Annotated in this window: 19 protein-coding genes; 7 read left to right on the top strand and 12 right to left on the bottom strand. The window is 66.7% G+C overall.

Going from position 1 to position 21,858, the window contains the following annotated elements:
- Window positions 1-2: 2 nt before the first annotated feature.
- Both AB0M22_RS14260 and AB0M22_RS14255 read right to left on the bottom strand, forming a co-directional pair.
- Complete coding sequence (locus AB0M22_RS14260; protein WP_364725480.1) at window positions 3-950, bottom strand: DNA-3-methyladenine glycosylase 2 family protein; 948 nt, start codon at window positions 948-950, stop codon at window positions 3-5.
- Window positions 951-1,311: 361 nt separating this feature from the next.
- Window positions 1,312-4,146: an FAD-binding and (Fe-S)-binding domain-containing protein gene (locus tag AB0M22_RS14255; protein WP_364725477.1), complete on the bottom strand. Its 2,835-nt coding sequence runs from the start codon at window positions 4,144-4,146 to the stop codon at window positions 1,312-1,314.
- Between the two features lie 221 nt (window positions 4,147-4,367).
- Here AB0M22_RS14255 and AB0M22_RS14250 point away from each other — a divergent pair, with 221 nt between their 5' ends.
- From AB0M22_RS14250 to AB0M22_RS14240, 3 genes are all read left to right on the top strand, one after another.
- Window positions 4,368-6,248: an ABC transporter ATP-binding protein gene (locus AB0M22_RS14250; protein WP_364725474.1), complete on the top strand. Its 1,881-nt coding sequence runs from the start codon at window positions 4,368-4,370 to the stop codon at window positions 6,246-6,248.
- Window positions 6,249-6,433: 185 nt separating this feature from the next.
- Window positions 6,434-6,691 carry a hypothetical protein gene (locus AB0M22_RS14245; RefSeq protein ID WP_364725471.1) on the top strand — a complete coding sequence of 86 codons (258 nt, stop codon included), beginning with the start codon at window positions 6,434-6,436 and terminating at the stop codon, window positions 6,689-6,691.
- A 99-nt stretch (window positions 6,692-6,790) separates the two neighbouring features.
- Window positions 6,791-8,017, top strand: coding sequence for an FAD-binding oxidoreductase (locus AB0M22_RS14240; protein WP_364725468.1), 1,227 nt, complete (start codon window positions 6,791-6,793; stop codon window positions 8,015-8,017).
- Window positions 8,018-8,042: 25 nt separating this feature from the next.
- Here the strand turns inward: AB0M22_RS14240 and AB0M22_RS14235 are convergent, their stop codons facing one another.
- From AB0M22_RS14235 to AB0M22_RS14225, 3 genes are read right to left on the bottom strand one after another with little or no spacing between them, the layout of a single operon-like run.
- Window positions 8,043-9,581 (bottom strand): alpha/beta fold hydrolase, encoded by a 1,539-nt coding sequence (locus tag AB0M22_RS14235; RefSeq protein WP_364725465.1) that lies wholly within the window; start codon window positions 9,579-9,581, stop codon window positions 8,043-8,045.
- Between the two features lie 58 nt (window positions 9,582-9,639).
- On the bottom strand, window positions 9,640-9,846 hold the full coding sequence (locus AB0M22_RS14230; protein WP_364725462.1) for a hypothetical protein: 207 nt from the start codon (window positions 9,844-9,846) through the stop codon (window positions 9,640-9,642).
- Window positions 9,846-10,163, bottom strand: coding sequence for a hypothetical protein (locus AB0M22_RS14225; protein ID WP_150400401.1), 318 nt, complete (start codon window positions 10,161-10,163; stop codon window positions 9,846-9,848). The genes AB0M22_RS14230 and AB0M22_RS14225 overlap by 1 nt, the downstream gene beginning before the upstream one ends.
- Window positions 10,164-10,468: 305 nt before the next feature.
- On the opposite strand from AB0M22_RS14225, the gene AB0M22_RS14220 reads away from it, so the two are divergent.
- From AB0M22_RS14220 to AB0M22_RS14210, 3 genes are all read left to right on the top strand, one after another.
- Window positions 10,469-11,422 (top strand): helix-turn-helix transcriptional regulator, encoded by a 954-nt coding sequence (locus tag AB0M22_RS14220; protein WP_364725458.1) that lies wholly within the window; start codon window positions 10,469-10,471, stop codon window positions 11,420-11,422.
- Between the two features lie 92 nt (window positions 11,423-11,514).
- Window positions 11,515-11,739, top strand: a complete 225-nt coding sequence (locus tag AB0M22_RS14215; protein ID WP_223884809.1) for a DUF397 domain-containing protein — start codon at window positions 11,515-11,517, stop codon at window positions 11,737-11,739.
- Window positions 11,740-11,816: 77 nt separating this feature from the next.
- Window positions 11,817-11,972 carry a hypothetical protein gene (locus AB0M22_RS14210; protein WP_364725454.1) on the top strand — a complete coding sequence of 52 codons (156 nt, stop codon included), beginning with the start codon at window positions 11,817-11,819 and terminating at the stop codon, window positions 11,970-11,972.
- Between the two features lie 57 nt (window positions 11,973-12,029).
- Here the strand turns inward: AB0M22_RS14210 and AB0M22_RS14205 are convergent, their stop codons facing one another.
- From AB0M22_RS14205 to AB0M22_RS14195, 3 genes are read right to left on the bottom strand one after another with little or no spacing between them, the layout of a single operon-like run.
- Window positions 12,030-12,776 (bottom strand): succinate dehydrogenase/fumarate reductase iron-sulfur subunit, encoded by a 747-nt coding sequence (locus AB0M22_RS14205; RefSeq protein WP_364725451.1) that lies wholly within the window; start codon window positions 12,774-12,776, stop codon window positions 12,030-12,032.
- A gap of 2 nt (window positions 12,777-12,778) precedes the next feature.
- Window positions 12,779-14,719: a fumarate reductase/succinate dehydrogenase flavoprotein subunit gene (locus AB0M22_RS14200; protein WP_364725448.1), complete on the bottom strand. Its 1,941-nt coding sequence runs from the start codon at window positions 14,717-14,719 to the stop codon at window positions 12,779-12,781.
- Window positions 14,720-14,749: 30 nt separating this feature from the next.
- The gene (locus AB0M22_RS14195) at window positions 14,750-15,580 is read right to left on the bottom strand and encodes a hypothetical protein (RefSeq protein ID WP_150400396.1); all 831 of its coding nucleotides are present in this window, start codon (window positions 15,578-15,580) and stop codon (window positions 14,750-14,752) included.
- A gap of 391 nt (window positions 15,581-15,971) precedes the next feature.
- Here AB0M22_RS14195 and AB0M22_RS14190 point away from each other — a divergent pair, with 391 nt between their 5' ends.
- Window positions 15,972-17,195 (top strand): acetyl-CoA C-acyltransferase, encoded by a 1,224-nt coding sequence (locus AB0M22_RS14190; RefSeq protein WP_364725443.1) that lies wholly within the window; start codon window positions 15,972-15,974, stop codon window positions 17,193-17,195.
- A 60-nt stretch (window positions 17,196-17,255) separates the two neighbouring features.
- Here the strand turns inward: AB0M22_RS14190 and AB0M22_RS14185 are convergent, their stop codons facing one another.
- The 4 genes from AB0M22_RS14185 to AB0M22_RS14170 form a co-directional block, all read right to left on the bottom strand.
- Window positions 17,256-17,543 (bottom strand): hypothetical protein, encoded by a 288-nt coding sequence (locus AB0M22_RS14185; RefSeq protein WP_364725441.1) that lies wholly within the window; start codon window positions 17,541-17,543, stop codon window positions 17,256-17,258.
- Window positions 17,544-17,800: 257 nt separating this feature from the next.
- Window positions 17,801-18,766, bottom strand: a complete 966-nt coding sequence (locus AB0M22_RS14180; protein WP_364725439.1) for an alpha/beta hydrolase — start codon at window positions 18,764-18,766, stop codon at window positions 17,801-17,803.
- Between the two features lie 340 nt (window positions 18,767-19,106).
- Window positions 19,107-19,517, bottom strand: coding sequence for a hypothetical protein (locus AB0M22_RS14175; protein WP_364725436.1), 411 nt, complete (start codon window positions 19,515-19,517; stop codon window positions 19,107-19,109).
- Between the two features lie 334 nt (window positions 19,518-19,851).
- Window positions 19,852-21,807: an acyl-CoA dehydrogenase family protein gene (locus AB0M22_RS14170; RefSeq protein WP_364725432.1), complete on the bottom strand. Its 1,956-nt coding sequence runs from the start codon at window positions 21,805-21,807 to the stop codon at window positions 19,852-19,854.
- Between the last annotated feature and the right edge of the window lie 51 nt (window positions 21,808-21,858).

The following is a 21,858-nucleotide window of genomic DNA, read 5'->3' as shown; positions in this document are numbered from 1 at the left end:
CGTCAGTGCCAGGTGTGGTCGGTGATCGGGGTGCGCGGGCCGAACTTCGGCTTGAACGCCTGCCCGCTGACCTCCAGCAGTCGCACCGCCCGATAGCGGTGCGGCCGAAGGGGTTCCAGGTATTCGACCATCGTGTCGTCGTCGATCGCGTGGCCGAGCAGGGTCCAGCCGATCATCGGCGCGAGGTTGTAGTCGCCGACCGACAGCGCGTCCGCGTCGCCGAACGCGCGCTGCGCCGTCTCGGCGGCGGTCCACACGCTGATCCCCGGGATCGATCGGAGCCTGCGGGCGGCCTCGGCGGGGTCGACGCCCGCCGCGCGTTCCAGTGAGCTCGCCACCCTGGCCGCCCGCACGATCGTCTGCGCGCGCTGCGGGGTGACATTGGCCCGGTGGAAGGCCCAGGACGGCACCCGCCGCCAGGTATCGGCCTCGGGCGGCAGCCGCAGGCTCTCCGGCGCGGGCCCCGGTGCGGGATCGCCGAACTGCCGCACCAGCTTTCGCCAGGAATCGCGAGCCGAGATGTTGTGCACCTTCTGCTCCATGATGGCCGGCACCAGCGCCTCGAAGACCAGGCCGGTGCGCAGCATGCGCAATCCGGGAAAGCGGCGATGTGCCTCGATGAGCTTCGGGTGGTCCGGGACGAAGCCGTGCACGTCCTCGTCCAGGCACAGCATGTGGTCGAGTCCGTCGAGGAATTCCTCGGCGCCCGGACCCCAGGCCTGGCCCTGCACCGCGGCGGGTCCGGACTGGGTCAGTCGATAGGTGACCGGGCCCGAGGTCATCCGGGAGGCGTGCCAGTGCGCGCCGTCGCGGGTCGTGTGGTGGCACGGATCACCGGCGCCGCGGCGCAGCGGGGCGATGGTGGCGGCCAGGTCGATCGGGCGGTCGGACGTCACGGTCCTGGCCAGACCGGTGGGGTCTCCTACCGGTTCGACCATCGCGTTACGCATCGGTCCATTCTGCCCGATGCCGCCCCCAGGAATGTGCGTCAGGCCACGCCCGATCGAGAAACTACTCGCGCACAACGCAATTCGGCGCTATTCGATACCGGATATGCATGACTGCAGGTCCCCGGTATTTTGTAACGCGAAGAATGGATGTGGCGATATTCGTTCCGATCGGCAAACAGCTGGCAGTCGCCACATGGAGGTATCGAATGATCACCAACTTGCTCAACTGGTTGCTCGCTGCATGGGGCGGTGTTTCCGCAGGCAGTTCGGGTTATCAGATTCCGCCCGGCACCCTGCCGTTCGGCAGCTGACCGGTAGCGCGCACTCGCCGCGACCGTGGTCCGGCGAGCGCGCGAAAGTCTCACTGCTCCAACAGGAATTGGGCCAGATGGCGGCTCTGCCGTCCGCTCAGTTGGGCCGCCTGGGTCCGGCAGGAGAAGCCGTCCGCGAGCAAGATCGTTTCTTGGCCGGCGGTACGCAGCGCGGGTAGCAGGCCGTTCTCGGCCACCGCGACCGAAATGTCGTAATGGTCACGCTGCATTCCGAAGTTTCCCGCGAGGCCGCAGCACCCGGTGATTTCAGTCACATTGATTCCCATTGTGGCTAACAATTGGCGATCAGTGTCGAATCCCATAATCGCGTGCTGGTGACAATGCGGTTGCACCACAACTGTCCGACCCGGCGATTGTGGCGGCTGCCAGTTCGGTTGTTCCGCCAGGAACTCGGCGAGCGTGCGCACGGCCCGGGCGGTCGCCGCCGCGCGCGGGTCCTCCGGTAGCAATTCGGGCAGGTCCGAGCGCAACACCGCGGTGCAGGACGGTTCCAGCCCGATCACGATGCCGCCGCCGCGCACGTGCTCATCCAGTGCGTCCAGCGTGGCGCGCAGGCGCGCACGGGCGCCGTCCAGCTGACCGGTGCTGATCCAGGTGAGTCCGCAGCACACGCGCCGGGCGGGAATGCGCACCCGGTAGCCCAGCGACTGCACCAATTGCGCCGCAGCCAGGGCGATCTCGGGATCGAAGGCGTCGGTGAAGGTATCCACCCACAGCATCACATCTGGTTGGCCGGTACCGGCTTCCGTTGCAGTCGTTGAGGTATCGGCTGCATCGAGGCTCGGCCCGGCGAGCGGGACGACTCCGCCGAAGTCACGCCACATCCGGCGGAAGCTGCGATCCGCCAGTCGGGGAACTGCACGGCGCGGATCAATGCCCGCCGCGCGCAACCCGATTCGGCGCAGTACCGCGCTGCCCGCCAATCGGTTGGCGACACGCGGCATGCGCGTCGCCAGCGCCAGCCAGCGCGGCAGCCAGCCGAGCGAGTAGTGGTCGATCGGTCGCGGACGATGCCGATACCGGCGATAGAGGGCCTCGGCCTTGTACGTCGCCACATCGACGCCGGCCGGGCAGTCGGACCGACATGCCTTGCAGGACAAGCACAGATCCAGCGACTCGGCGACCGCGTCGGACGACCACGGCAGCGCGCCGCGCACCACCTCCTGCAACACCCTGGCCCGGCCGCGGGTGCTGTCCTTCTCGTCCTTGGTGGCCAGGTAGGACGGGCACATGAACCCACCGGCGGCACGGGTATCGGCGCGGCACTTGCCGACGCCGACGCAGCGATGCACCGCGGTGCTCAAATCGCCGTGGTCGTGCGGAAACGCGAAGCCGCCCGAGGCGGGGATCAGCGGCAGCCCGGCCAGCCGCAGGTCGGCGTCGATCGGTCGCGGTGCGACGAGCACTCCCGGGTTGAGTACGTCGGCGGGATCGAAAAGCGCCTTGTATCCGGCGAATACGTCGAGCACCTGACGGGAGTACATGAGCGAGAGCAACTCCGAGCGCGCTCGTCCGTCGCCGTGCTCGCCGGACAGCGAACCACCGTGCCGGACAACCAGTTCGGCGGCGTCGAACAGGAAACGCCGGAACCGTTGCGGCGCATCGGCGATCGGGAGATCGAGCCGCACATGGATGCAGCCGTCGCCGATATGGCCGTACAGCAGGCCGTCCACACCGTGCTCAGCGGTCAGATCGGCGAAATCACGCAGGTAGGCGCCGAGTCGTTGCGGCGGTACCGCCGCGTCCTCCCACCCCGGCCAGGCCGGCTGTCCGTCCGGGGTGCGACCGGCCAGGCCGGCACCGTCCGCGCGGATATGCCAGAGTGCCGCCGCGACAGCGGGATCGGTGACGATTCGGGAGTCGAGCGCATCGACGGACCGGCGCAACTGCTCGGCGACCGCCAAGGCCTCCGCGGGTGTGTCACCTGACGTTTCCACGAACAACCAGCCGCCTCCGCGCGGCAGTTCCGGAACGGTGCCGCGATGGGCGCGGACTGCATCGACCAGTCGCGCATCGATCCCCTCGACCGCGGTCGGCTTGCATGCCATCACCGCGGCGACGTTGTCCGCGGCGGTGGCGATATCGGGATAACCGAGCACCGTCAACACCGCGGCCTTCGGCAGCGCGACCAGCTCGACCGTCGCGTCGAGCAGCAACCCGCAGGTCCCCTCGGATCCGACGAACGCCTTGGCCACCGCCGAACCACGTTCGGGCAGGAGATGTTCGAGCCCGTAACCCGACGCCTGGCGCTCGAAGCGCCCCAAGTCCGTGCGCAGCACCGCGAGATTCGCCGCGGTGAACTCGGCGAGCCCGGGCAGCACCGACAGATCGTTGGCCAGCGTCCGCTCGACGCCCGTTCCGTCGAGAATCCGCAGTTCCCGCACCGTATCCGAGGTGCGCCCCCAGGCCACCGCACGTGGCCCGCAGGCATTGTTGCCGATCATCCCGCCCAGCGTGCACCGGTTCTGCGTGGACGGATCCGGCCCGAACCGCAGCCCGTGCGGCCGGGCCGCCCGTTGCAATTCCGACAGCACAACTCCTGGCTGCACCCGCGCGACCCGTGCGTGCGGATCTATTTCCAGGATCCGGTGCATATGCCTGCTGAAATCCAGCACCAGCCCCGGCCCGATCGCATTCCCCGCCACCGAGGTCCCGCCGCCGCGCGCGGTCACCGAGAGTCCGTTGTCCCCGGCGACCTCCAGCGTGACGGCCACATCCTCGTCCGAATGCGGGAATACCACCGCGCGCGGCAACACCCGATAATTGGAGGCGTCCGACGAATACTCCGCCCGCCGTCGCTCGGACGCGTCGACCACGCCGTCGAGCCTGCCGCCCAGCGCCTCCACCACCCGGTCCTTGGTCACCCGGCCAGCCTAGGCGCGGGCGCGGAGGTTTCGCTGTGCGCGGAATCCGGATGCGGTGGATGGACTTGCTCTCAACCTTTGTTGAGGTCTTAATGTCGGTGCCGAGGGCTTTGATGGGTGGGGAGCGAGAGGGAGAACAACGTGAGCGAGCGCCAGCGAGCGAACCAAAGACACAGCGTGCTGATGCGCGCGACGGAGCCGAGCGTCAGCGAGGCGCAGTCGTGAGTATCGAATCGGTGGCTTGGAGCCAGATGTACCGGCGGGCCAACGCGCCACAGGAGCAGCGGCAGTTCAGCCTGGCCACCGCGCGGCGCATCCTCCGATTCGCCGCGCCACACCGGCGCCGGATCGGCGTGTTCCTCCTGTTCAGCGTCCTGTCGGCGCTGCTGGCCGTCGCCACGCCGGTGCTGGCCGGCCGGGTGGTCAACAACATCGTCGACGGGGCCGCGCCGCGGGTCGTGGTGAATCTGGCCCTGATCATCGCGGTGCTCGCGATCTTCGATGCCGCCTTCGGGCTGGTCATCCGTTGGCTGTCCGCGCGCATCGGTGAGGGCCTGATCCTGGATCTGCGCACCGCGGTCTTCGACCACGTGCAGAAGATGCCGATCGCCTTCTTCACCCGCACCCGGACCGGCGCGCTGGTCAGCCGGTTGAACAACGACGTGATCGGCGCGCAGCGCGCGTTCAGCGACACCCTCTCCGGCGTGGTCGCCAACCTGGTCACCCTCGCGCTCACGCTCGGCGTGATGCTCAGCATCTCCTGGCAGATCACCCTGATCGCGCTGGTCCTGCTGCCGGTGTTCGTGCTGCCCGCCCGGCGGATGGGCAACCGGCTGGCCGACATGCAGCGCGAGGCGGCCAAGCTGAACGCCGCCATGAGCACCCAGATGACCGAGCGGTTCTCCGCACCCGGCGCGACGCTGGTGAAATTGTTCGGCCGCCCGCAGCAGGAATCCAGCGAATTCGAACTGCGCGCCCGCCGTGTCCGCGACATCGGCGTCCGCACCTCGATGTTGCAGACCATCTTCGTCACCTCGCTCACCCTGGTGTCGGCGCTGGCGGTCGCCCTGGTCTACGGCCTCGGCGGCTGGTACGCGCTGCGCGGACAGCTGGACGCCGGTGCCGTCGTGGCCCTGTCGTTGCTGCTGACCAGGCTCTACACCCCGCTGACCGCGCTGGCCAGCGCCCGGATGGAGATCATGGCCGCGCTGGTGAGCTTCGAGCGGGTCTTCGAGGTGCTCGACGTCAAGCCGCTGATCGAGGACGCGCCCGACGCGGTGGCCGTGCCGGACGGACCGGTCGCGGTCGAACTGGACGGCGTGACCTTCGGCTACCCGTCCGCGGACAAGGTGTCGCTGGCCTCGCTGGAGGACGTCGCGACCCTGGACACCCGCGGCGGCGTCGACGTGCTGCACGACGTGTCGCTGCGCGCCGAGCCCGGCCAGCTCATCGCGCTGGTCGGTTCGTCTGGCGCCGGTAAATCCACTGTCGCCCAGCTGGTTTCCCGGCTGTACGACGTGGACGGCGGCACGGTGCGGCTGAACGGCACCGACGTGCGCGACCTGACCAGCCAGTCGATCCGGGACACCGTCGGCCTGGTCACCCAGGACGGGCATCTGTTCCACGACACCATCCGGGCGAACCTGCTGCTCGCCCGCCCGGAGGCGCAAGAAGCGGATATGTGGGACGCGTTGCAGCGGGCCCGGCTACGTGACCTGGTCGAATCTCTGTCGGACGGCCTGGACACCGTGGTCGGCGAACGCGGCTACCGCCTCTCCGGCGGCGAACGCCAGCGCCTCACCATCGCCCGCCTGCTGCTCAAGCAGCCGCGCGTGGTCATCCTCGACGAGGCCACCGCCTCACTCGACTCGACCTCGGAAGCCGCGGTCCAGGAAGCACTTTCGGAGGCCCTGGAAGGTCGCACCGCCCTGGTGATCGCGCACCGCCTGTCCACCATCCGAGCTGCCGACCAGATCCTGGTCATGGAGGACGGCCGAATCATCGAGCGCGGCACACACACTCAACTACTGGCCGAAGAAGGCCGCTACGCCGAGCTGTACCGCACCCAGTTCGCCGACGAACCGGTCACCGCAGCCGCCTGATCGAAACAGCTCCGACACCGCACACTTTGTCTGTCGTTCGGGGGATCCCGATTCCGCATTGCGCTACCTATTCTCAAAGGGTAAGTAATTCTGCCGCAGTTCATTTGAGTTAGGAAATAAAAATGCGACAAAGGTTAGCGGTCGCTCTGATGGCGGGTGTTGCGTCGATTGGCGTCAGCCTCGCCATGGCCCCGACTGCTGAGGCCGCGGTGACCATGGATCAAGGGCAACTCAGCCTGGCCTGCCAATACAACCAAGGAAACATCGGTTGGCGCGCCAATCTCGACTATCCGAATCAGGGTGGTTTCGGCTGGCGGTGCTGGCTGCCGAGCCATCCGGAACGGGGCCGCCCAGGGGTGAATATCGAATCCTGGTGCCAGTACGCGTATGGCCTGCACGCCCGCGGCGGCTCGACCGCCTACAACTGGCGGTGCGACGTTTAGTTCGCGGCAGATCCCGACACACCGAATAGCTGGACATTGGGGTACGGCATAAGCTGACCGGCTACGCGTATGTTCTTTTGCGATCGACGATAACGGGCGATGAGCGAAAGGGCGGTAATGGCGGTCCAGCAGCCGAAAACGGCCGAGGTCGTGATTATCGGCGGCGGTATCGTCGGGATATCGGCGGCCCTGCAATTGGCGAAACGGGGCATCCGCGACGTCGTCGTGGTCGAGCGGCAACAGCTCGGCGCGGGGGCGACCGGAAAATCGGGTGCCCTCATTCGCTGCCACTACACGAATGTGCCCGAGGCCCGGCTCGCTCTGGAAAGTCTGCGCATCTTCCGCGAATGGGACGACGAGGTCGGTGCGGGCTCGCCCGGCTTCGATCCGGTCGGTTTCCTGCGCCTCGTCGCACCACGTGACGAGGCAGCCCTGCGCACGAATGTCGCTGCGCTACAGGCGATCGGCATCGAAACAAGCGTCGTCACCGCCGACGAGGCGCGCACGATCGAACCGCTGATCCGCACCGACGATCTGACCGTCGCCGCATTCGAACCGGGTTCGGGCACCGCCGATCCGAATGGCGCGCTCTATGGATTGGCAACGGCCGCAACGGCGCTCGGCGTACGCATCCTGACCGAGACACCCGCGACCGAGATCGTGACCCGCGGCGACCACGTCGCGGGCGTGAACACCGAAGCAGGCCACATCTCCACGGGCACAGTCGTGCTCGCCGCCGGCGCACGCTCCGACCAGCTCCTGCGCCCGCTCGGCCTCGACTTCGGCCTGACCCCGACGCGCACCCAGGTGGTGATCTTCCGCTGGCCGCCCACCGTCGACCTCGGCCGCAAGCATCGCGTCGTCATCGATTCGACCCGCGGTTCCTGGTTCCGGCCCGAGGGCAGCGCCGGAACCCTGGTCGGCCTCGGCGTGGCGGCCCGCCCGACCACCCCGGACGACGCCGACGAAACCATCGACTCGGCTGCTGTCGCCCGCGCCAGATCGGCTATGGCGCAGCGCTTCCCGGGTTTCGCCGCGGCCACCATGCGCGGCGGCTGGGCGGGCACCTACATGTACAGCGCGGACGGCCACCCCATCATCGATCAGATACCCGCCGTCCCCGGCCTCTGGGTGATGACCGGCGACAGCGGCACCTCCTTCAAAACCGCCCCCGCGATCGGCATCTGCCTGGCCGAATGGATCACCGAGGGAGCACCGAAGCTGGTCGATCTCACCGCTTTTCGGTCGACCCGATTCGCCGAGGGCCGGCCTTGGGTCGACGACGCCCCCTACGCCAAACCCGACGAACTAACTGTTCGGCGCTGACCATTGATTCGCCGCGAAATATTGCTTACGTGCTCGGCTTATCCGCGTAGCAGGTCGTATCCTCCGCAGGCAGCGCGCCCGAACCGAAGTACGTATTGATCGCGTCATTCACACAAGCACTGAGCCCCGGCCGAAATGTCATGTGAATACGCACATCCTGCAACGTGACCAGCCGCGACCCGGTCATATCCGCATGCAGCCGAACCGCATGTTCCAGCGGCGTCCGCGGATCACCGCTCGAATTCAGAATGAGCGCGGGCACCGCATTCCGCACCACGGTCGCCGGCTCCACCGGCCCCGCCCAGAACGCGCACGGCTGGATATTGCCCGCCATCGCCCCGAACACCGGCTGGCTGCCCCGGCTCTCCTCGATGTTGCGCCAGTACCAACCCGGATCCCGGGGCACACCGACGTCTCCGCAGGCGATCTGCGCCAACGTCGAATCCTCGCCATCGCGCAACGCCGTGATCGTCGCGCTGAGCCAAGGCGTCCGCGCCGACGACGCCGGTCCGCCTGCCGCATCGGCGATCTCGCGCACCGTGTCGGCCAGCTTCTCGTTCAACCGGAAGTTCATCAGCATCCCGTGCAGGATGAACGGCAGCCAGTGATCGTCGATGGCGAAGCCGTCCATGACGACCGGCTGCCGCGCCACGGTATGCAGCAGCTTCTCCACCGTGCCGCGCACCAGCTGCGGCGTCGCGCCGAAGTGGTACGTGTCGTCCTTCGCCGCGGCCCACGTAGCCCAGTCGTCCAGGGCACGCTCGTCGGCCGGTCCCCAATCCTGAACCAGCCCTTCCCAATACCGATCCGGATCGATCGCGCTGTCCAGCACGATCCGCCCGCTGCGCTCCGGGAACATCTGGGTGAACACCGCACCGAGGTAGGTGCCGTAGGACAGCCCGAAGTAATCGATCCGCTGCTCGCCCAGCACCGCGCGCACGACGTCCATGTCCCTGGCGGTATTGCGAGTGGTGAACTGCCGCATCATCTCCGGGTCGTGCACCAGGCAACCCGCGGCCATGCCCACCGACTGCACCGTGTCGTGCGCGAAGCCGAGCGGATCCAGCCCCGCCGAACGGATCATCTCGCCGACCGGCCACCCGCAGCGCGGACTGCGCCCCGACTCCCCGACCCCGCGCGGATCCATCCCGATCAGGTCGTGCGTGGCCAGCACATCCGGCGTCAGCACATCACCGAGCAGATCGACGCTGTCCAGTCCCTCGCCGCCGGGCCCACCCGGATTGGCCAGCAGAATCCCTTGGCGCCGAGCCGGATCGGTGGCCGCGACCCGCGAGATCCGCACGGTCATCGTCCGCCCGTCCAGCCGCCCGTAGTCGAGCGGGACCTGCACATCGGCGCACGCGCCGCCGGCCTTGTCCAGGTTCGCGATCTCGCAGGACTGCCAGTGCAGCTGCTGGCCGTAGAACCGGTCCAGGCCGGCGGGTCGCGCATCGTCTCCCGGCGCGGCATTGCTGTAGACCGGCACGGCGGCGAGCACCGACACCGCGATTACCGCCACCGACCGCCGCAACACCCGCACCAACACCAGACTCGCCTCTCCCATACCGCTCGCGCAGAGAACGGTAGCGGATCAGCTCGGCTCAGTCAGTCGGACCGATTCCTCAGGACGGCAACGCGCGCTCGTCGAGCACGCACTTGCCCGCCTCCACCAGCGTGGCCCGCGCCCGCCGCCGCACCCGGCATCGGTCCACGGTGCAGTCGAGGTGCAATTGCATTGCCGCATGGGCTTGTTCGACATTCAGCACGCCGGGATCGGCGCCGCAGGCCAGCATCGCGGCCACGTGCATGTTCAGGTTCGTGAGCTGCATCAGGCGACCCCCGCCGGCTGCGGGCCGACGGACCATCGATGTCGGGTCGGCGTCGGTTCCTCCGGCCAGGCGGATTGCCGTACCGCCATCCCGACCGCCTCCAGCGCGGTCAGCCCGACCTCGTCGGCGAGCTCGCCGACCAGATCGAGCAGCGACGGCACCACCTCGGCAACCCGCAGTGCGGCAACGGCTTGCGCGCAGGTCAGGGTGCGGCCGGGGAGGTAGGACACCACCCAGCTCCCGTGTCCGACGCTGCGCGCGCGATGCGCGGTGAGATCGCTGGTCATCAAGGACGACGCAATGACATGTACAGCCATGACTCCTCGTTCCTGCGGGCGACTCTTGCTGAGTACCCGGAAGTTTCGAGGCGGAGACGCCGGGGAGGGCGTTCGATCCGTCCGGGCATACTTCCAGCACACCATTGCCGGGTGCCCGAAACAACGCCCGCGATGGATATCCAAAGATTTCGCGCGAATTCCCAGCACGAAAACCAGCCGGGAGGGGAGGATTCTCCATAGTGGACGAAAGAGCCCGCTGCCCAAGCGAAGTGACGGGGAACCGAGCTTGCTGGTTGCCCCCGCAAAATCGCCGGTGAGCAGCAGAACACAGAACGGAGCGTGCTGTGTCAGCGAGTTCGGCAAGAACGTCGGCGAGTTCGGAGCGAGCGTCCGGGGGGTTCGACAAACCGACCGGTACCGAGAGCGCCTCTTCTACTCTACCGCGCAGGCAGCTAGGCCGATATCTGCGCGATTGGCGGACCCAGGCGGGGCTCACCATCGCCGAGGCCTCGCGGCTGATGGAATGGGGCGCAAGCACTTTGCAGCGGCTGGAGAAGGGGCAGGCCGATCGCATCCGCACCATCGACATCCAGGAACTGTGCCGGATCTACGGCATCCACGAGCAGCTGGCCGACGGGCTCAAGGGCCTGGCCCAGCAGGCCGCGGTCAAGAGCTGGTGGCACGCCTACGGCGATCTGATCCCCGAAAACTTCGATGTCTACGTGGGTTTGGAGGCATCGGCCCAGCAACTGAGTTCCTACCAATCGGAACTGGTGCTCGGTCTGCTGCAGACCGCGGACTACGCCAGGGCTCTGCATCGTCTCGGCTATCCGGACGATTCGGAGACAGAACTGGAGCGCCGCGTCCAGCTGCGGTTGCAGCGACAGGCGTTGATCACCCGGAAATGCTCCCCCGCGACGGTTGCCGTGGTGTTGCACGAGTCGGTGCTGCGCCGGGTGGTCGGTGGCGTGAAGGTGATGGCGGCCCAGCTACGACACCTCGCGGACCTGAGCACCAGCGACAACGTCTCGGTGCGCATCCTGCCGTTCGCGGCCGGCATACCGCTGGGCGATTCCACCGGGCCGTTCACCGTGCTGGAGTTCGGCACCGACAGCAAGGGGCAGCCGGTGGAGCCGCCGGTGGTGTACGTGGAGGGCTTCACCGGCGATCTGTATCTCGAACGCCCGGTCGACGTGCAGCGGTACCATCGGGCACACGAGAGCCTGCAACGGGCGGCGCTGGATATCCAGACCAGCCGGCAGTTGCTCCGGCAAGTGGCTAAAGAGTTTGCGGCATGAGTAGTTAACTTATTGGGGCGCAATAATTTACGTTCGCAGTCGGGGTTATGGCACCGTTTGCCGACCCTGGCTCCAACAAAGGAGTTGTTGTCGTGAGCATCAATAATGGCGCGAATGTCGATCTTTCCGGAGCGACCTGGCGCAAGGCGGGCAACGGCGAAGGCAAGGACAGCGTCGAGGTCGCCCTGCTGGCAGACGGCCACATCGGCCTGCGCGACGGCAAGAATCCCGACGGCCCGGCCCTGGTCTTCACCCCGTCGGAGTGGGCCGCGTTCACCGCGGGCGTACACGACGGCGAGTTCGACCGTCCCGAATAGTTTCGCTTCTATAACAATGGGGTAGCCCACTCTTTGTGGACCGTGGGCTCAAAGGTTCCCACTCCCGGTACAAGAAATTGCGACCTGGGGATTGGGTCGAATGGCTGATCGTCGCGTTGCTGTTTGCCGTGACGGCGATCGGCCTGTTCATCCTCACCGGATCGCTGATGTCGTCGCTGGTCATCGGCCTGCTCGTCGGCGTTGTCGCCGTCGCGGTGGTGGCCATGTTGTAAACGGGGGTGCCCTCCGGCAACGGCCGGAGGGCACCTCGTCAACGCTGCATCAGCCGGTCAGCGGCGAAACAGCTTGTTACCCAACCAGACCAGCGGATCGTATTTCTGGTCCGCGACGCGCTCCTTCATCGGGATGAGCGCATTGTCGGTGATCTTGATGTGTTCGGGGCAGACCTCGGTGCAGCACTTGGTGATATTGCACAGGCCGAGCCCCTGCTCGTCCTGCGCCAGGTCGCGCCGATCGGCGACGTCCAGCGGATGCATTTCCAGCTCCGCGATCCGCATCAGGAACCGCGGCCCGGCGAACGAGGTCTTGTTCTCCTCGTGGTCCCGCACCACGTGACAGGTGTCCTGACAGAGGAAACATTCGATGCACTTGCGGAACTCCTGCGAGCGCTCCACATCGATCTGCTTCATCCGGTAGTCGCCCGGCTTGAGATCCGCGGGCGGGGTGAACGACGGAATCTCGCGCGCCTTCTGATAATTGAAGGACACGTCGGTGACCAGGTCCTTGATCACCGGGAAGGTGCGCATCGGGGTGACCGTGATGACGTCGGCCTCGGTGAAGGTGGACATCCGGGTCATGCACAGCAGGCGCGGGCGGCCGTTCACCTCGGCCGAGCAGGAACCGCACTTACCCGCCTTGCAGTTCCAGCGCACCGCCAGATCGGGTGCCTGGGTGGCCTGCAACCGGTGGATGATGTCGAGCACCACCTCACCTTCGTTCACCGCGACGGTGAAATCGTGCAGTTCACCGCCGTCGAGGTCGCCGCGCCACACGCGGAATTTGGCGTCGTAACCCATCGCTACGCCTCTCGCTCAGTCGATTTCCCGGACTGCGCCGGATGCCCGGCGATTTCCTCCGGGGTGTAGTACTTCTCGAGCTCGCCGAGGTCGAAGAGGGCGAGCAGTTCCGGCCGCATCGGGGTCTGATCCTTGGGTGTCACCGTGACATCCGGGATGGTCTCCCCCGCCGTGCTCGGATCCACCGCGCAGACCAGCAGCTTGTGCCGCCAGCCGGGATCCATCGACGGATGATCGTCTCGGGTGTGCCCGCCGCGACTCTCGGTGCGCAGCAACGCCGCCTTCGCGACGCACTCGCTGACCAGCAGCATGTTCTCCATGTCCAGCGCGAGGTGCCAGCCCGGGTTGAACTGGCGATGCCCCTCGACGGTGACCTGCTTGAACCGGGCGCGCAGGTCGGCCAGCTTGGTCAGCGCCTCCTGCACCTCGTGCTCCTTGCGGATGATGCCGACCAGGTCGTTCATCGTCTGCTGCAGGTCGGTGTGCAGGGTGTACGGGTTCTCGCCCGCACCCTCGGCCGGCGGATCGAACGGCGCGAGCGCGATTTTCGCGGCCGCGGTGATGTCCGCGTCGGTGATCGTCGGCCGCTCCGCGAGCTGCTCGACGTACGCGGCGGCCCCGAGGCCCGCCCGGCGGCCGAATACCAGCAGGTCCGACAGCGAGTTGCCGCCGAGCCGGTTGGAGCCGTGCATGCCGCCGGAACACTCGCCCGCCGCGAACAGGCCGGGCACCGTCGCCGCGCCGGTGTCGGGATCGACCTCGACGCCACCCATCACGTAGTGACAGGTCGGGCCGACCTCCATCGGCTCCGCCGTGATGTCCACGTCCGCAAGCTCTTTGAACTGATGGTGCATGGACGGCAGGCGGCGCTTGATCTCGTCGGCCGGCATGCGCGAGGCGATGTCGAGGAAGACGCCGCCGTGCGGGGTGCCGCGGCCGGCCTTGACCTCCTCGTTGATCGCGCGCGCGACCTCGTCGCGGGGCAGCAGGTCAGGGGTTCGGCGCGCGGAGTCGTTGTCGCGCAACCACTGATCGGCCTCCTCCTCGGTCTCGGCGTACTGCCCCTTGAACACCGGCGGGATGTAGTCGAACATGAACCGCTTGCCGTCGGTGTTCTTGAGCACGCCGCCGTCGCCGCGCACACCCTCGGTGACCAGGATGCCCTTGACGCTGGGCGGCCAGACCATGCCGGTCGGGTGGAACTGCAGGAACTCCATGTTGATCAGCGTGGCCCCGGCGCGCAGCGCGAGCGCGTGGCCGTCGCCGGTGTACTCCCAGGAATTCGAGGTCACTTTGTACGACTTGCCGATGCCGCCGGTCGCCAAAACCACTGCGGGCGTTTCGAACAGGATGAAGCGGCCGGATTCGCGCCAGTAGCCGAACGCGCCGGAGATCCGGTCGCCGTCCTTGAGTAGCTCGGTGATGGTGCACTCGGAGAAGACCTTGATCCGCGACTCGTAGTCGCCGGTCGCGGCGAAATCCTCCTGCTGCAGCGAGACGATCTTCTGCTGCATGGTGCGGATGATCTCCAGGCCGGTGCGGTCACCGACGTGCGCCAGCCGCGGGTAGGTGTGGCCGCCGAAGTTGCGCTGGCTGATCCGGCCGTCGGCGGTCCGATCGAACAGTGCCCCATAGGTTTCCAGTTCCCACACCCGGTCGGGCGCCTCCTGCGCATGCAGTTCGGCCATGCGCCAGTTGTTCAGGAACTTGCCGCCACGCATCGTGTCCTTGAAATGCGTTTGCCAGTTGTCCTTTTCGTTGGCATTGCCCATCGACGCGGCGCAGCCGCCTTCGGCCATCACGGTGTGCGCCTTGCCGAACAAGGATTTGCACACCACCGCGACGGAGTGGCCGTGTTCTCTGGCCTCGATCACCGCGCGCAATCCTGCGCCACCGGCCCCGATGACGACGACGTCGTACTTGTGCCGTTCCACTTCTGGCATGGCCGCGAATACTCCTGGGGTTGGGGCGGATCAGTTGATGAACCGCAAGTCCGAAATCGTCTTGCTGGCAACCAACATGACGTAGAAGTCGGTCAGCACGAGCGTGCCGAGGGTGGTCCAGGCCAGTGCCATGTGCCGGGTGTTCAGTTTGGAGACCTGGGTCCAGAACCAGTAGCGCACCGGGTGGGCGGAGAAGTGCTTGAGCCGTCCGCCCGCGATGTGCCGGCAGGAATGGCAGGACAGCGTGTACGCCCACAGCAGGATCACGTTGAGCCACAGCACGAAGTTGCCGAGGCCGAGGCCGAAGCCGCCGTCCTTGCCGTGGAACGCGACGGCCGCGTCGTAGGTGTTGATCACCGAAACCACAATGGCCACATAGAAGAAGTAGCGGTGCGCGTTCTGGATGATCAGCGGCAGCCGGGTCTCACCGGTGTACTTGGCATGCGGCTCGGCGACCGCGCAGGCCGGCGGGGAGAACCACACGGCCCGGTAATAGGCCTTGCGGTAGTAGTAGCAGGTCAGCCGGAAGCCGAGCAGGAACGGCAGCACCACGAAGCCGAGCGGAATGATCGTGGGCAGATCGCCGAACGGCGTGCCGAAGTGGCTGGCGCCCTCGACGCACGAGGTGCTCAGGCACGGCGAGTAGAACGGCGTCAGGTAGTGGTAGTCCGGAACCCAATATGCCGTTCGCACATAGGATCTGATCGTCGCGTAGATGACGAACGCGCCCAGACCGAGCACCGTGACCAGTGGTGGAACCCACCATCGGTCGGTGCGCAGCGTGCGTTCGGAGATTCGGGCCCTGGTCTTGCTGAAGACACCGGTCCCCGTTTCCGGGGTGGTGGTCGGTGCGGCACTCACAGGAAGATGCCTCGCTGATCTGCTGTGCGGTTGGTCATCGATACCTCCGCAATTCGAATGTGATGCCCAGCACCATACGACACGCCCGCTATCGCTCGAGCGGGGTCCCGGCATACCGGGTCCGGGTGAATGCCCGTGATTTGCGCCACATTGGCTGTCGTTTCAACCGTCGCCGTCGAGCGGTGAACGGACCGCAAACTCTTCGAACTCGACTAAAACAGAACAGCATTCGAGGGAGGTCCGGCCGAACGAAACCTGAAGTCGAAATAGCGACGCGCCGGTTGTCACACGGAGGCAACATATTTGTGGTGATGTTCTCCCGAGATGTACCCGCTGACGTGCGCTGATGCCCACGTCCGCGCCGGACTTGGCCGGGGGAAGGAGCACCAAGATGAGAAGAGCCGCGATCGTTGCGCCGGTGCGTACACCGAGTGGGATCGAGGGGGGTGCGCTGTCCGGAATGCCACCGGAATGGATGGCTTCGACGGTGCTGTCGGCGGTGATCGAACGCTCCGGAATCGACCCGATGCGCATCGAGGACGTCGCGATGGCGTGCATCGACGGGGGTCTGGCTACCGGTCCGGAGTTGAGCAGGCTGGCCGCGCGCGGCGCCGGACTGCCGTTCGCCGTGCCCGGATTTCTGACCGATCGACGCTGCGGCAGCGGGCTACAGGCGGTGATCACCGCGGCCATGATGGTGCAGACCGGCGCGGCCGACGTCGTGGTGGCCGGCGGGGTGGAGTGCGCCGCGGATGCCGCTGCCTGCCATGGGGAATCGGCCAGCCGGTCCGATCTACTGAATGCCGAGGACCTGGCCCGCTATTACGGGATCAGCCGGGCCGAGGCCGACGAGTTCGCGGTGGCCAGTCATCGCAAGGCCGCGCGTGCCTGGCGGCAGGGGACATTTGCCGCCGAGGTGATTCCGGTCGGCGTGGTGGATGAGCCGGGTTGGGCCGACCCGGGTCTCGAAGGCACTGGGGGACACCGGATTCTGCGGGACGAAGGTCTGCGCGACGACGTCTCCACCTACACCTTGGCCGCGTTGCGACCGCTGCTGGTGAATGGTGTGGTCACCGCGGGCAATATGAGCGCGCACCGGCACGGCGCGTCGGCCTGCCTGGTCGTCGCGGAGGACCGCCTGGTCGATCTCGGGCTGACCCCGATGGCGTATCTGGTCGGCTGGGCCGCGGCCGGATGTGATTCGCCGACCGCGTCGCTCGGTGCGGCGCCGGCGGTGGCGAAGCTGCTCGGCCGGACCGGGATCGACCTGGACGACATCGATCTGGTCGAGATCAACGAGGGTTTCGCGGTGGAAGTGCTTGCCCTGGCCAAGGAATGGGATTTCGATCCGAGCGACCGGCTCAATGTGAACGGCTCGGCCATCGCCCTCGGGCATCCGGTCGGCGCCACCGGCCTGCGGATCATGACCACGATGCTGCACGAACTCGCGCGCACCGGCGGCAATTACGGCCTGGAAGCGATCGCCCTCGGCCATGACCACGGCATCGCGGCGTTGTTCGAGTCGGCCGGGTCCGCGCCGATCGTCGAGACCCCGCGCGGTGCGCGGTTCCACGGCGCTCGGCCGAACCGTCGTTTCGGCAAGCATCGCGCCTGATCACAGACAGCACTTCGCGGACCCGCCGGCACGGAACGGGCCCGCGAAGTCGGGTTCGGGTTATTCGGTCCGCGGACGCGAGTGGAAGCCCAGGCCCTCGTCCTGCGCACCCATCCAGGCCGCCTCGTCGGACTTGCTGTCCGGGACGTAGATGGTGTCCTGCGGGCGGCGGCGGACCTCCGGCGGCGGCGACTGCTCGAGCTCGTCGGCGTCGATGACGAGCCGCTCGAGGTCGTTCTCCAGCCTGCGCACCATATTGGCGTCGCCATAGTGGCTGCGCAGTGCGCCGATGGATTGCCGGAGCTGGCCGACCGTGTAGCGGAGTTCCGCGATTTCGCTGCGTGTCATCGATACCTCCTGTGTTCCTGGCAGACATGCGAACTCGGTGGGTAACGGGTACTTCCATGGTCTGCCTGGAAGCGCGCTGCACCAAGCCGTGTGACTCACCACACAACGTGATCTTTAACACAGTACAGAAAGAATTCAGATCTGGCTCGTCAGCTGCGAATCTTCGGCAGTTCGCCCAAGTGTTGCTCGGAGTCGGCCGGCCCGCTTGGTGTGAACCACCGATTGGTCAACTTCGCTGTTCCCGGGCTGCCCAGCATTCATCCGGCGACGGCGTACTCCGGTCCCTGCCCGCGCAGTCCGGCGACGACCTGATCGACCAGGCCGACGATGGACAGCGCCACCTCCTCGGCCCGTTCGAAGATCACGCTGTGCCCCGCGCCCTCGAGCGGAACCAGTCGCGAACCGGCCAGCTGCGAGGCGAGCACCACCGAGTGGGTGAACGGCACCACGATGTCGGCGGTGCCGGCCAGCACCAGCGCCGGGATGGCGCCGAGCCGGTGCAGCGTCGCGGTCTCGTCGAAGGTGATCAGCGAGCCGAGGAAACTCGACATGGTCAGCAGCGGGGTGTCGTTCAGCATGGCGGTGGCGACCGCGACCATCCGCGGGTTCACCCGCCGGGTCCCCGAATTAGCCGCGCGCATGATCGGCTCGAAAATTCGGCGCGACATCCGCTTCGAGCCCTGCATGACTCGCGGCGCGCGGACCACGGCCACCTGCAGCGAGTTCACCGCCCGCCGCTTGAGGAACCGGCCGAGCCCCACCTCGGTCAGCCCGTTGGCGGCGCCCGCGATCAGGCCGACGCCGACGACCCGGGTGCCGATCGTGTCCGGGAACAGCCGGGAGTAGGCCAGCACCACCATCGCGCCCATCGAATGCCCGACCAGGATCACCGGCCCGGTCGGCGCGACCGTCCGCAGCACAGTGTCGAGATCGCGGCCGAGCTGATCGATCGTGTACGTCGACGGATCGGCCTGACCGGACTCACCGTGGCCGCGATGGTCGTAGAAAACCATCCGGGTCTCCGCGCCCCACTGCCGCAGCAGTTGATCACGCAGGAACGACCAGGATTCGGTGCGCAGGCAGTGACCGTGCACGAAAACCACGGTCAGGGACGCGGCCTCGGTCCCGAACGTGCGAACCGAGATCGGAATCCCGTCCTCGGCCGACACCGTGACACGGTGACCGTCGTAATCGGCGGCGCAGCGGGCGATCGCTGTGGACATGAGGTCCTCCTGGGGAGGGTGCATCCTTGCGGACCGTTCTTGCCCGGTTGTCGATATACATTTCCGCCGCGTTACCAGCCCATACCCCCCGTTACGCACAAGTTGTCCAACCGATGCATGGGATGTATCCAGACCCCTACCGGCCCCCTCGATCGGACAATCTACGAATCACTAGGCCAGAAGCTAGATTCCAGTAGAAGCCCATGATCGACCATCGCTCGCTGCGCATGGGCTCTCATCGCTACACCCCCGCGGATCTGCCTCACCATACTGATATCTACATCTATCTAGTATTTTCTGTATAGACACGAAGATTTACCGATCAAACCTCCGTGTTCGGTCACTTGCCGAAGGCCTCGAATCGTCGAGTGCAACGTTCATACAAGGCATGGAGAGAGAAGATCAGCATCAAATAGATCGGGATCGACAAAATCTCCCAGTTCTCATTCCGGGCAGTGAGCGCCGCCGCTACCGCCACCAGCGCATAGGTCCCGAAAAATGCGATGCGAACTGCGGTGAGCAGACATCCATCAGGCGGCCGCCGCCGGCAGACGACGATCGCGGACAGCACTACCGCCAACGCCACGCCGACCGCAATGCGCTGCGCCACAACGACTCCCGCATACTCCCCGACGAAGGTGAACAGCAGTCCGCACCCGATCAAGACGGGTACAACTGCGAGAACAACAAGCCCGAACAATCGAACCCGCGGTTCCCACGCGGCCACCTCCGGGGTCCTGCGCTCAGCCATCATTGCACTGTCTTCCAGCCAGACTTGTTGTCTCCCCCGACCGATGCATCGTCAAAATCCGAAGACGGCGAATCCATCTGTATGTCCCCTATTGATATTTGCCTACGCCTGGTAGGCGGTCGCGGCCACTTTCTCTGGAACCGATCTGGATGTCAAACATGCTGGCGCGCAGGCGATCGGCCCGTGAGGGCATTCGATACCACCGACGAGGGAAATCTACGTCTATCTAGTGATTTGCCGATACTGCTGAATATTCGTCTGATGGCACCCACCGGGCGTCACGTTGGTGAGCTTGGTTGGGCGTGACGTCCGGTGAGTGGTCGGCTGAGTTGGGTCAGGGTGCGGAGTGGCTGCGGGTCGACGGGAGGAACGGGCGCAGCAGGTTCTGTTCCGTCGACGGCCCCAGTTGCCATTCGGCGATCCACGGGCCGGTGCCTTCGCTCGGGTCGAAGACGCCCTCTTCGAGCCAGGTGTAGCGGCCGGTGAGGACGCCGCGGGAGAGGGTGCGGTCGTCGTCGTCGGTGTTGTCCCAGAGTGCGTCGAACAGTCTGCGGATCCGGACTCGGGACTGTTTGCAGAAGGCGTCGGCGAGTTCGGTTGCGGCGGTGGCCTCCGGCGCGCCTGCCGTGCGCAGGGCCTGTGCCCGCATGCAGGACGCGGACATGGCGAACAGCTCGGCGCCGATGTCGACGATCCGGCCGAGGAAGTTCTGCCGGTACTCCAGTCCGGCCTGCCAGCGGCCCATCGCGTACATCAGGGACCTGGCCTGCTTGCGCGAGCTGCGTTCGACGAACCGCAGATGCTTTGCCAGCGTGCCGAATTCGGTATAGCCCGCGGGCACGGTGCCCGAGCCGACCGCGAGTTGCGGGAACCACTTGGCGTAGAAGCCGGTCGCGCCGACCGCCGCCTTCGCCTTGTCCTTGAACTCGGCATTGCGGTCGACCAGCGCGCCCGCCGCGGACATGTGCGCGTCGGCCATCTCCCTGGCGATCAGCAGCCGCATGATCTCGCTGGAACCCTCGAAGATGCGGTTGATCCGCAGATCGCGGACCAGCTGTTCGGCGCCGACCGCGCGCTCGCCCCTGGCCTCGAGCGAAGCGGCCGTCTCATAGCCGCGGCCACCGCGGATCTGCACCAGCTCGTCGGCGATGGTGCAGCTCATCTCGCTGGCCCACAGTTTGGCCAGCGCCGCCTCGATCCGGATGTCATTGCGCGCCTCGTCGCACATGGCGGCGGACAGATCGAGCGCCGCCTCTAGCGCGTAAGTGGTTGCGGCGATGAAGGAAATCTTCTGACCGACCGCCTCGTGCTCGCCGACCGGCTTGCCCCACTGCACCCGCTCGGTGCTCCACTCCCTGGCGATCTTCAACGACCACTTCGCCGAGGCCGTGCACAGCGCGGGGATGGCCAGCCGGCCCGCGTTGAGCGTGGTGAGCGCGATCTTCAGCCCGTCGCCCTCGCGGCCGATGAGATTGGCCCGCGGCACCCGCACGTTGTGCATCCTGGTGACGCCGTTCTCGATGCCGCGCAGACCCATGAACGCGTTGCGCCGCTCCACCGTGATGCCCGGCGAATCGGCCTCGACCACGAACGCGGAGATGCCGCCGCGATGCCCTTCGCTCTTCGGCACCCTGGCCATCACCACCAGCAGCTCGGCGACCACACCGTTGGTGGTCCACAGCTTGACCCCGTTGAGCTCGTAGGCCGTTCCGTCCTCGATCGGGGTCGCGGTGCTCGCCATCCGCGCCGGATCGGAGCCGACGTCCGGCTCGGTGAGCAGGAACGCGCTGACCGCGCCCGCGGCGCAGCGCGGCAGGAACTCCGCCTTCTGCTCGTCGGTGCCGGCCAGCTTCAGCGGCTCGGGCACGCCGATGGACTGATGCGCCGAGAGCAGCACGCCGAGACTCGGATGGGCGGAGCCGACCAGCATCAGCGCGCGGTTGTAGCCGAACTGGGAAAGCCCCTGTCCGCCATAGGATTCCGGGATCTTGAGCCCGAAGCAGCCGAGTTCGGCCAGCCCTTTGACGTACTCGTCCGGGATCCGGCCCTCCGCCTCGATCACCCGGCCGTCGATGGATTCGCAGAACGGCCGCAGCCTGGCCAGGTAGGCCTCGGTGCGGGCGGCGTCCTCGGCCCCTGGCTGCGGGTACGGGTGGATCAGATCGAGCCGGAACCTGCCGAGAAACATCTCCTTCGCGAACGATGGTTTGGCCCAAGTGGTTTCGCGAGATTCCTCGACCAGTGCTCGGGCCTGTTCTTCGGTGGCGTCGACTTTCGCGGCTGTCGCCATGATGTCCTCCTCGGACGTGATCAGGATCACATTCGAGTGTAGGAACTTTAG

Source organism: Nocardia sp. NPDC051756 (assembly GCF_040681495.1).
In the GTDB taxonomy this organism is placed as follows: Bacteria; Actinomycetota; Actinomycetes; order Mycobacteriales; family Mycobacteriaceae; genus Nocardia.
This window is presented reverse-complemented; position numbering and strand designations above follow the sequence as displayed.

What these genes read in the sequence shown, in the direction of transcription:
- AB0M22_RS14260 (WP_364725480.1), bottom strand. Translation starts at nt 950, where the DNA reads ATGCGTAACGCGATGGTCGAACCGGTAGGAGACCCCACCGGTCTGGCC.
- AB0M22_RS14245 (WP_364725471.1), top strand. Translation starts at nt 6,434, where the DNA reads ATGGCCCCGACTGCTGAGGCCGCGGTGACCATGGATCAAGGGCAACTC.
- AB0M22_RS14240 (WP_364725468.1), top strand. Translation starts at nt 6,791, where the DNA reads ATGAGCGAAAGGGCGGTAATGGCGGTCCAGCAGCCGAAAACGGCCGAG.
- AB0M22_RS14235 (WP_364725465.1), bottom strand. Translation starts at nt 9,581, where the DNA reads ATGGGAGAGGCGAGTCTGGTGTTGGTGCGGGTGTTGCGGCGGTCGGTG.
- AB0M22_RS14230 (WP_364725462.1), bottom strand. Translation starts at nt 9,846, where the DNA reads ATGCAGCTCACGAACCTGAACATGCACGTGGCCGCGATGCTGGCCTGC.
- AB0M22_RS14225 (WP_150400401.1), bottom strand. Translation starts at nt 10,163, where the DNA reads ATGGCTGTACATGTCATTGCGTCGTCCTTGATGACCAGCGATCTCACC.
- AB0M22_RS14205 (WP_364725451.1), bottom strand. Translation starts at nt 12,776, where the DNA reads ATGGGTTACGACGCCAAATTCCGCGTGTGGCGCGGCGACCTCGACGGC.
- AB0M22_RS14200 (WP_364725448.1), bottom strand. Translation starts at nt 14,719, where the DNA reads ATGCCAGAAGTGGAACGGCACAAGTACGACGTCGTCGTCATCGGGGCC.
- AB0M22_RS14190 (WP_364725443.1), top strand. Translation starts at nt 15,972, where the DNA reads ATGAGAAGAGCCGCGATCGTTGCGCCGGTGCGTACACCGAGTGGGATC.
- AB0M22_RS14185 (WP_364725441.1), bottom strand. Translation starts at nt 17,543, where the DNA reads ATGACACGCAGCGAAATCGCGGAACTCCGCTACACGGTCGGCCAGCTC.
- AB0M22_RS14180 (WP_364725439.1), bottom strand. Translation starts at nt 18,766, where the DNA reads ATGTCCACAGCGATCGCCCGCTGCGCCGCCGATTACGACGGTCACCGT.
- AB0M22_RS14175 (WP_364725436.1), bottom strand. Translation starts at nt 19,517, where the DNA reads ATGGCTGAGCGCAGGACCCCGGAGGTGGCCGCGTGGGAACCGCGGGTT.
- AB0M22_RS14170 (WP_364725432.1), bottom strand. Translation starts at nt 21,807, where the DNA reads ATGGCGACAGCCGCGAAAGTCGACGCCACCGAAGAACAGGCCCGAGCA.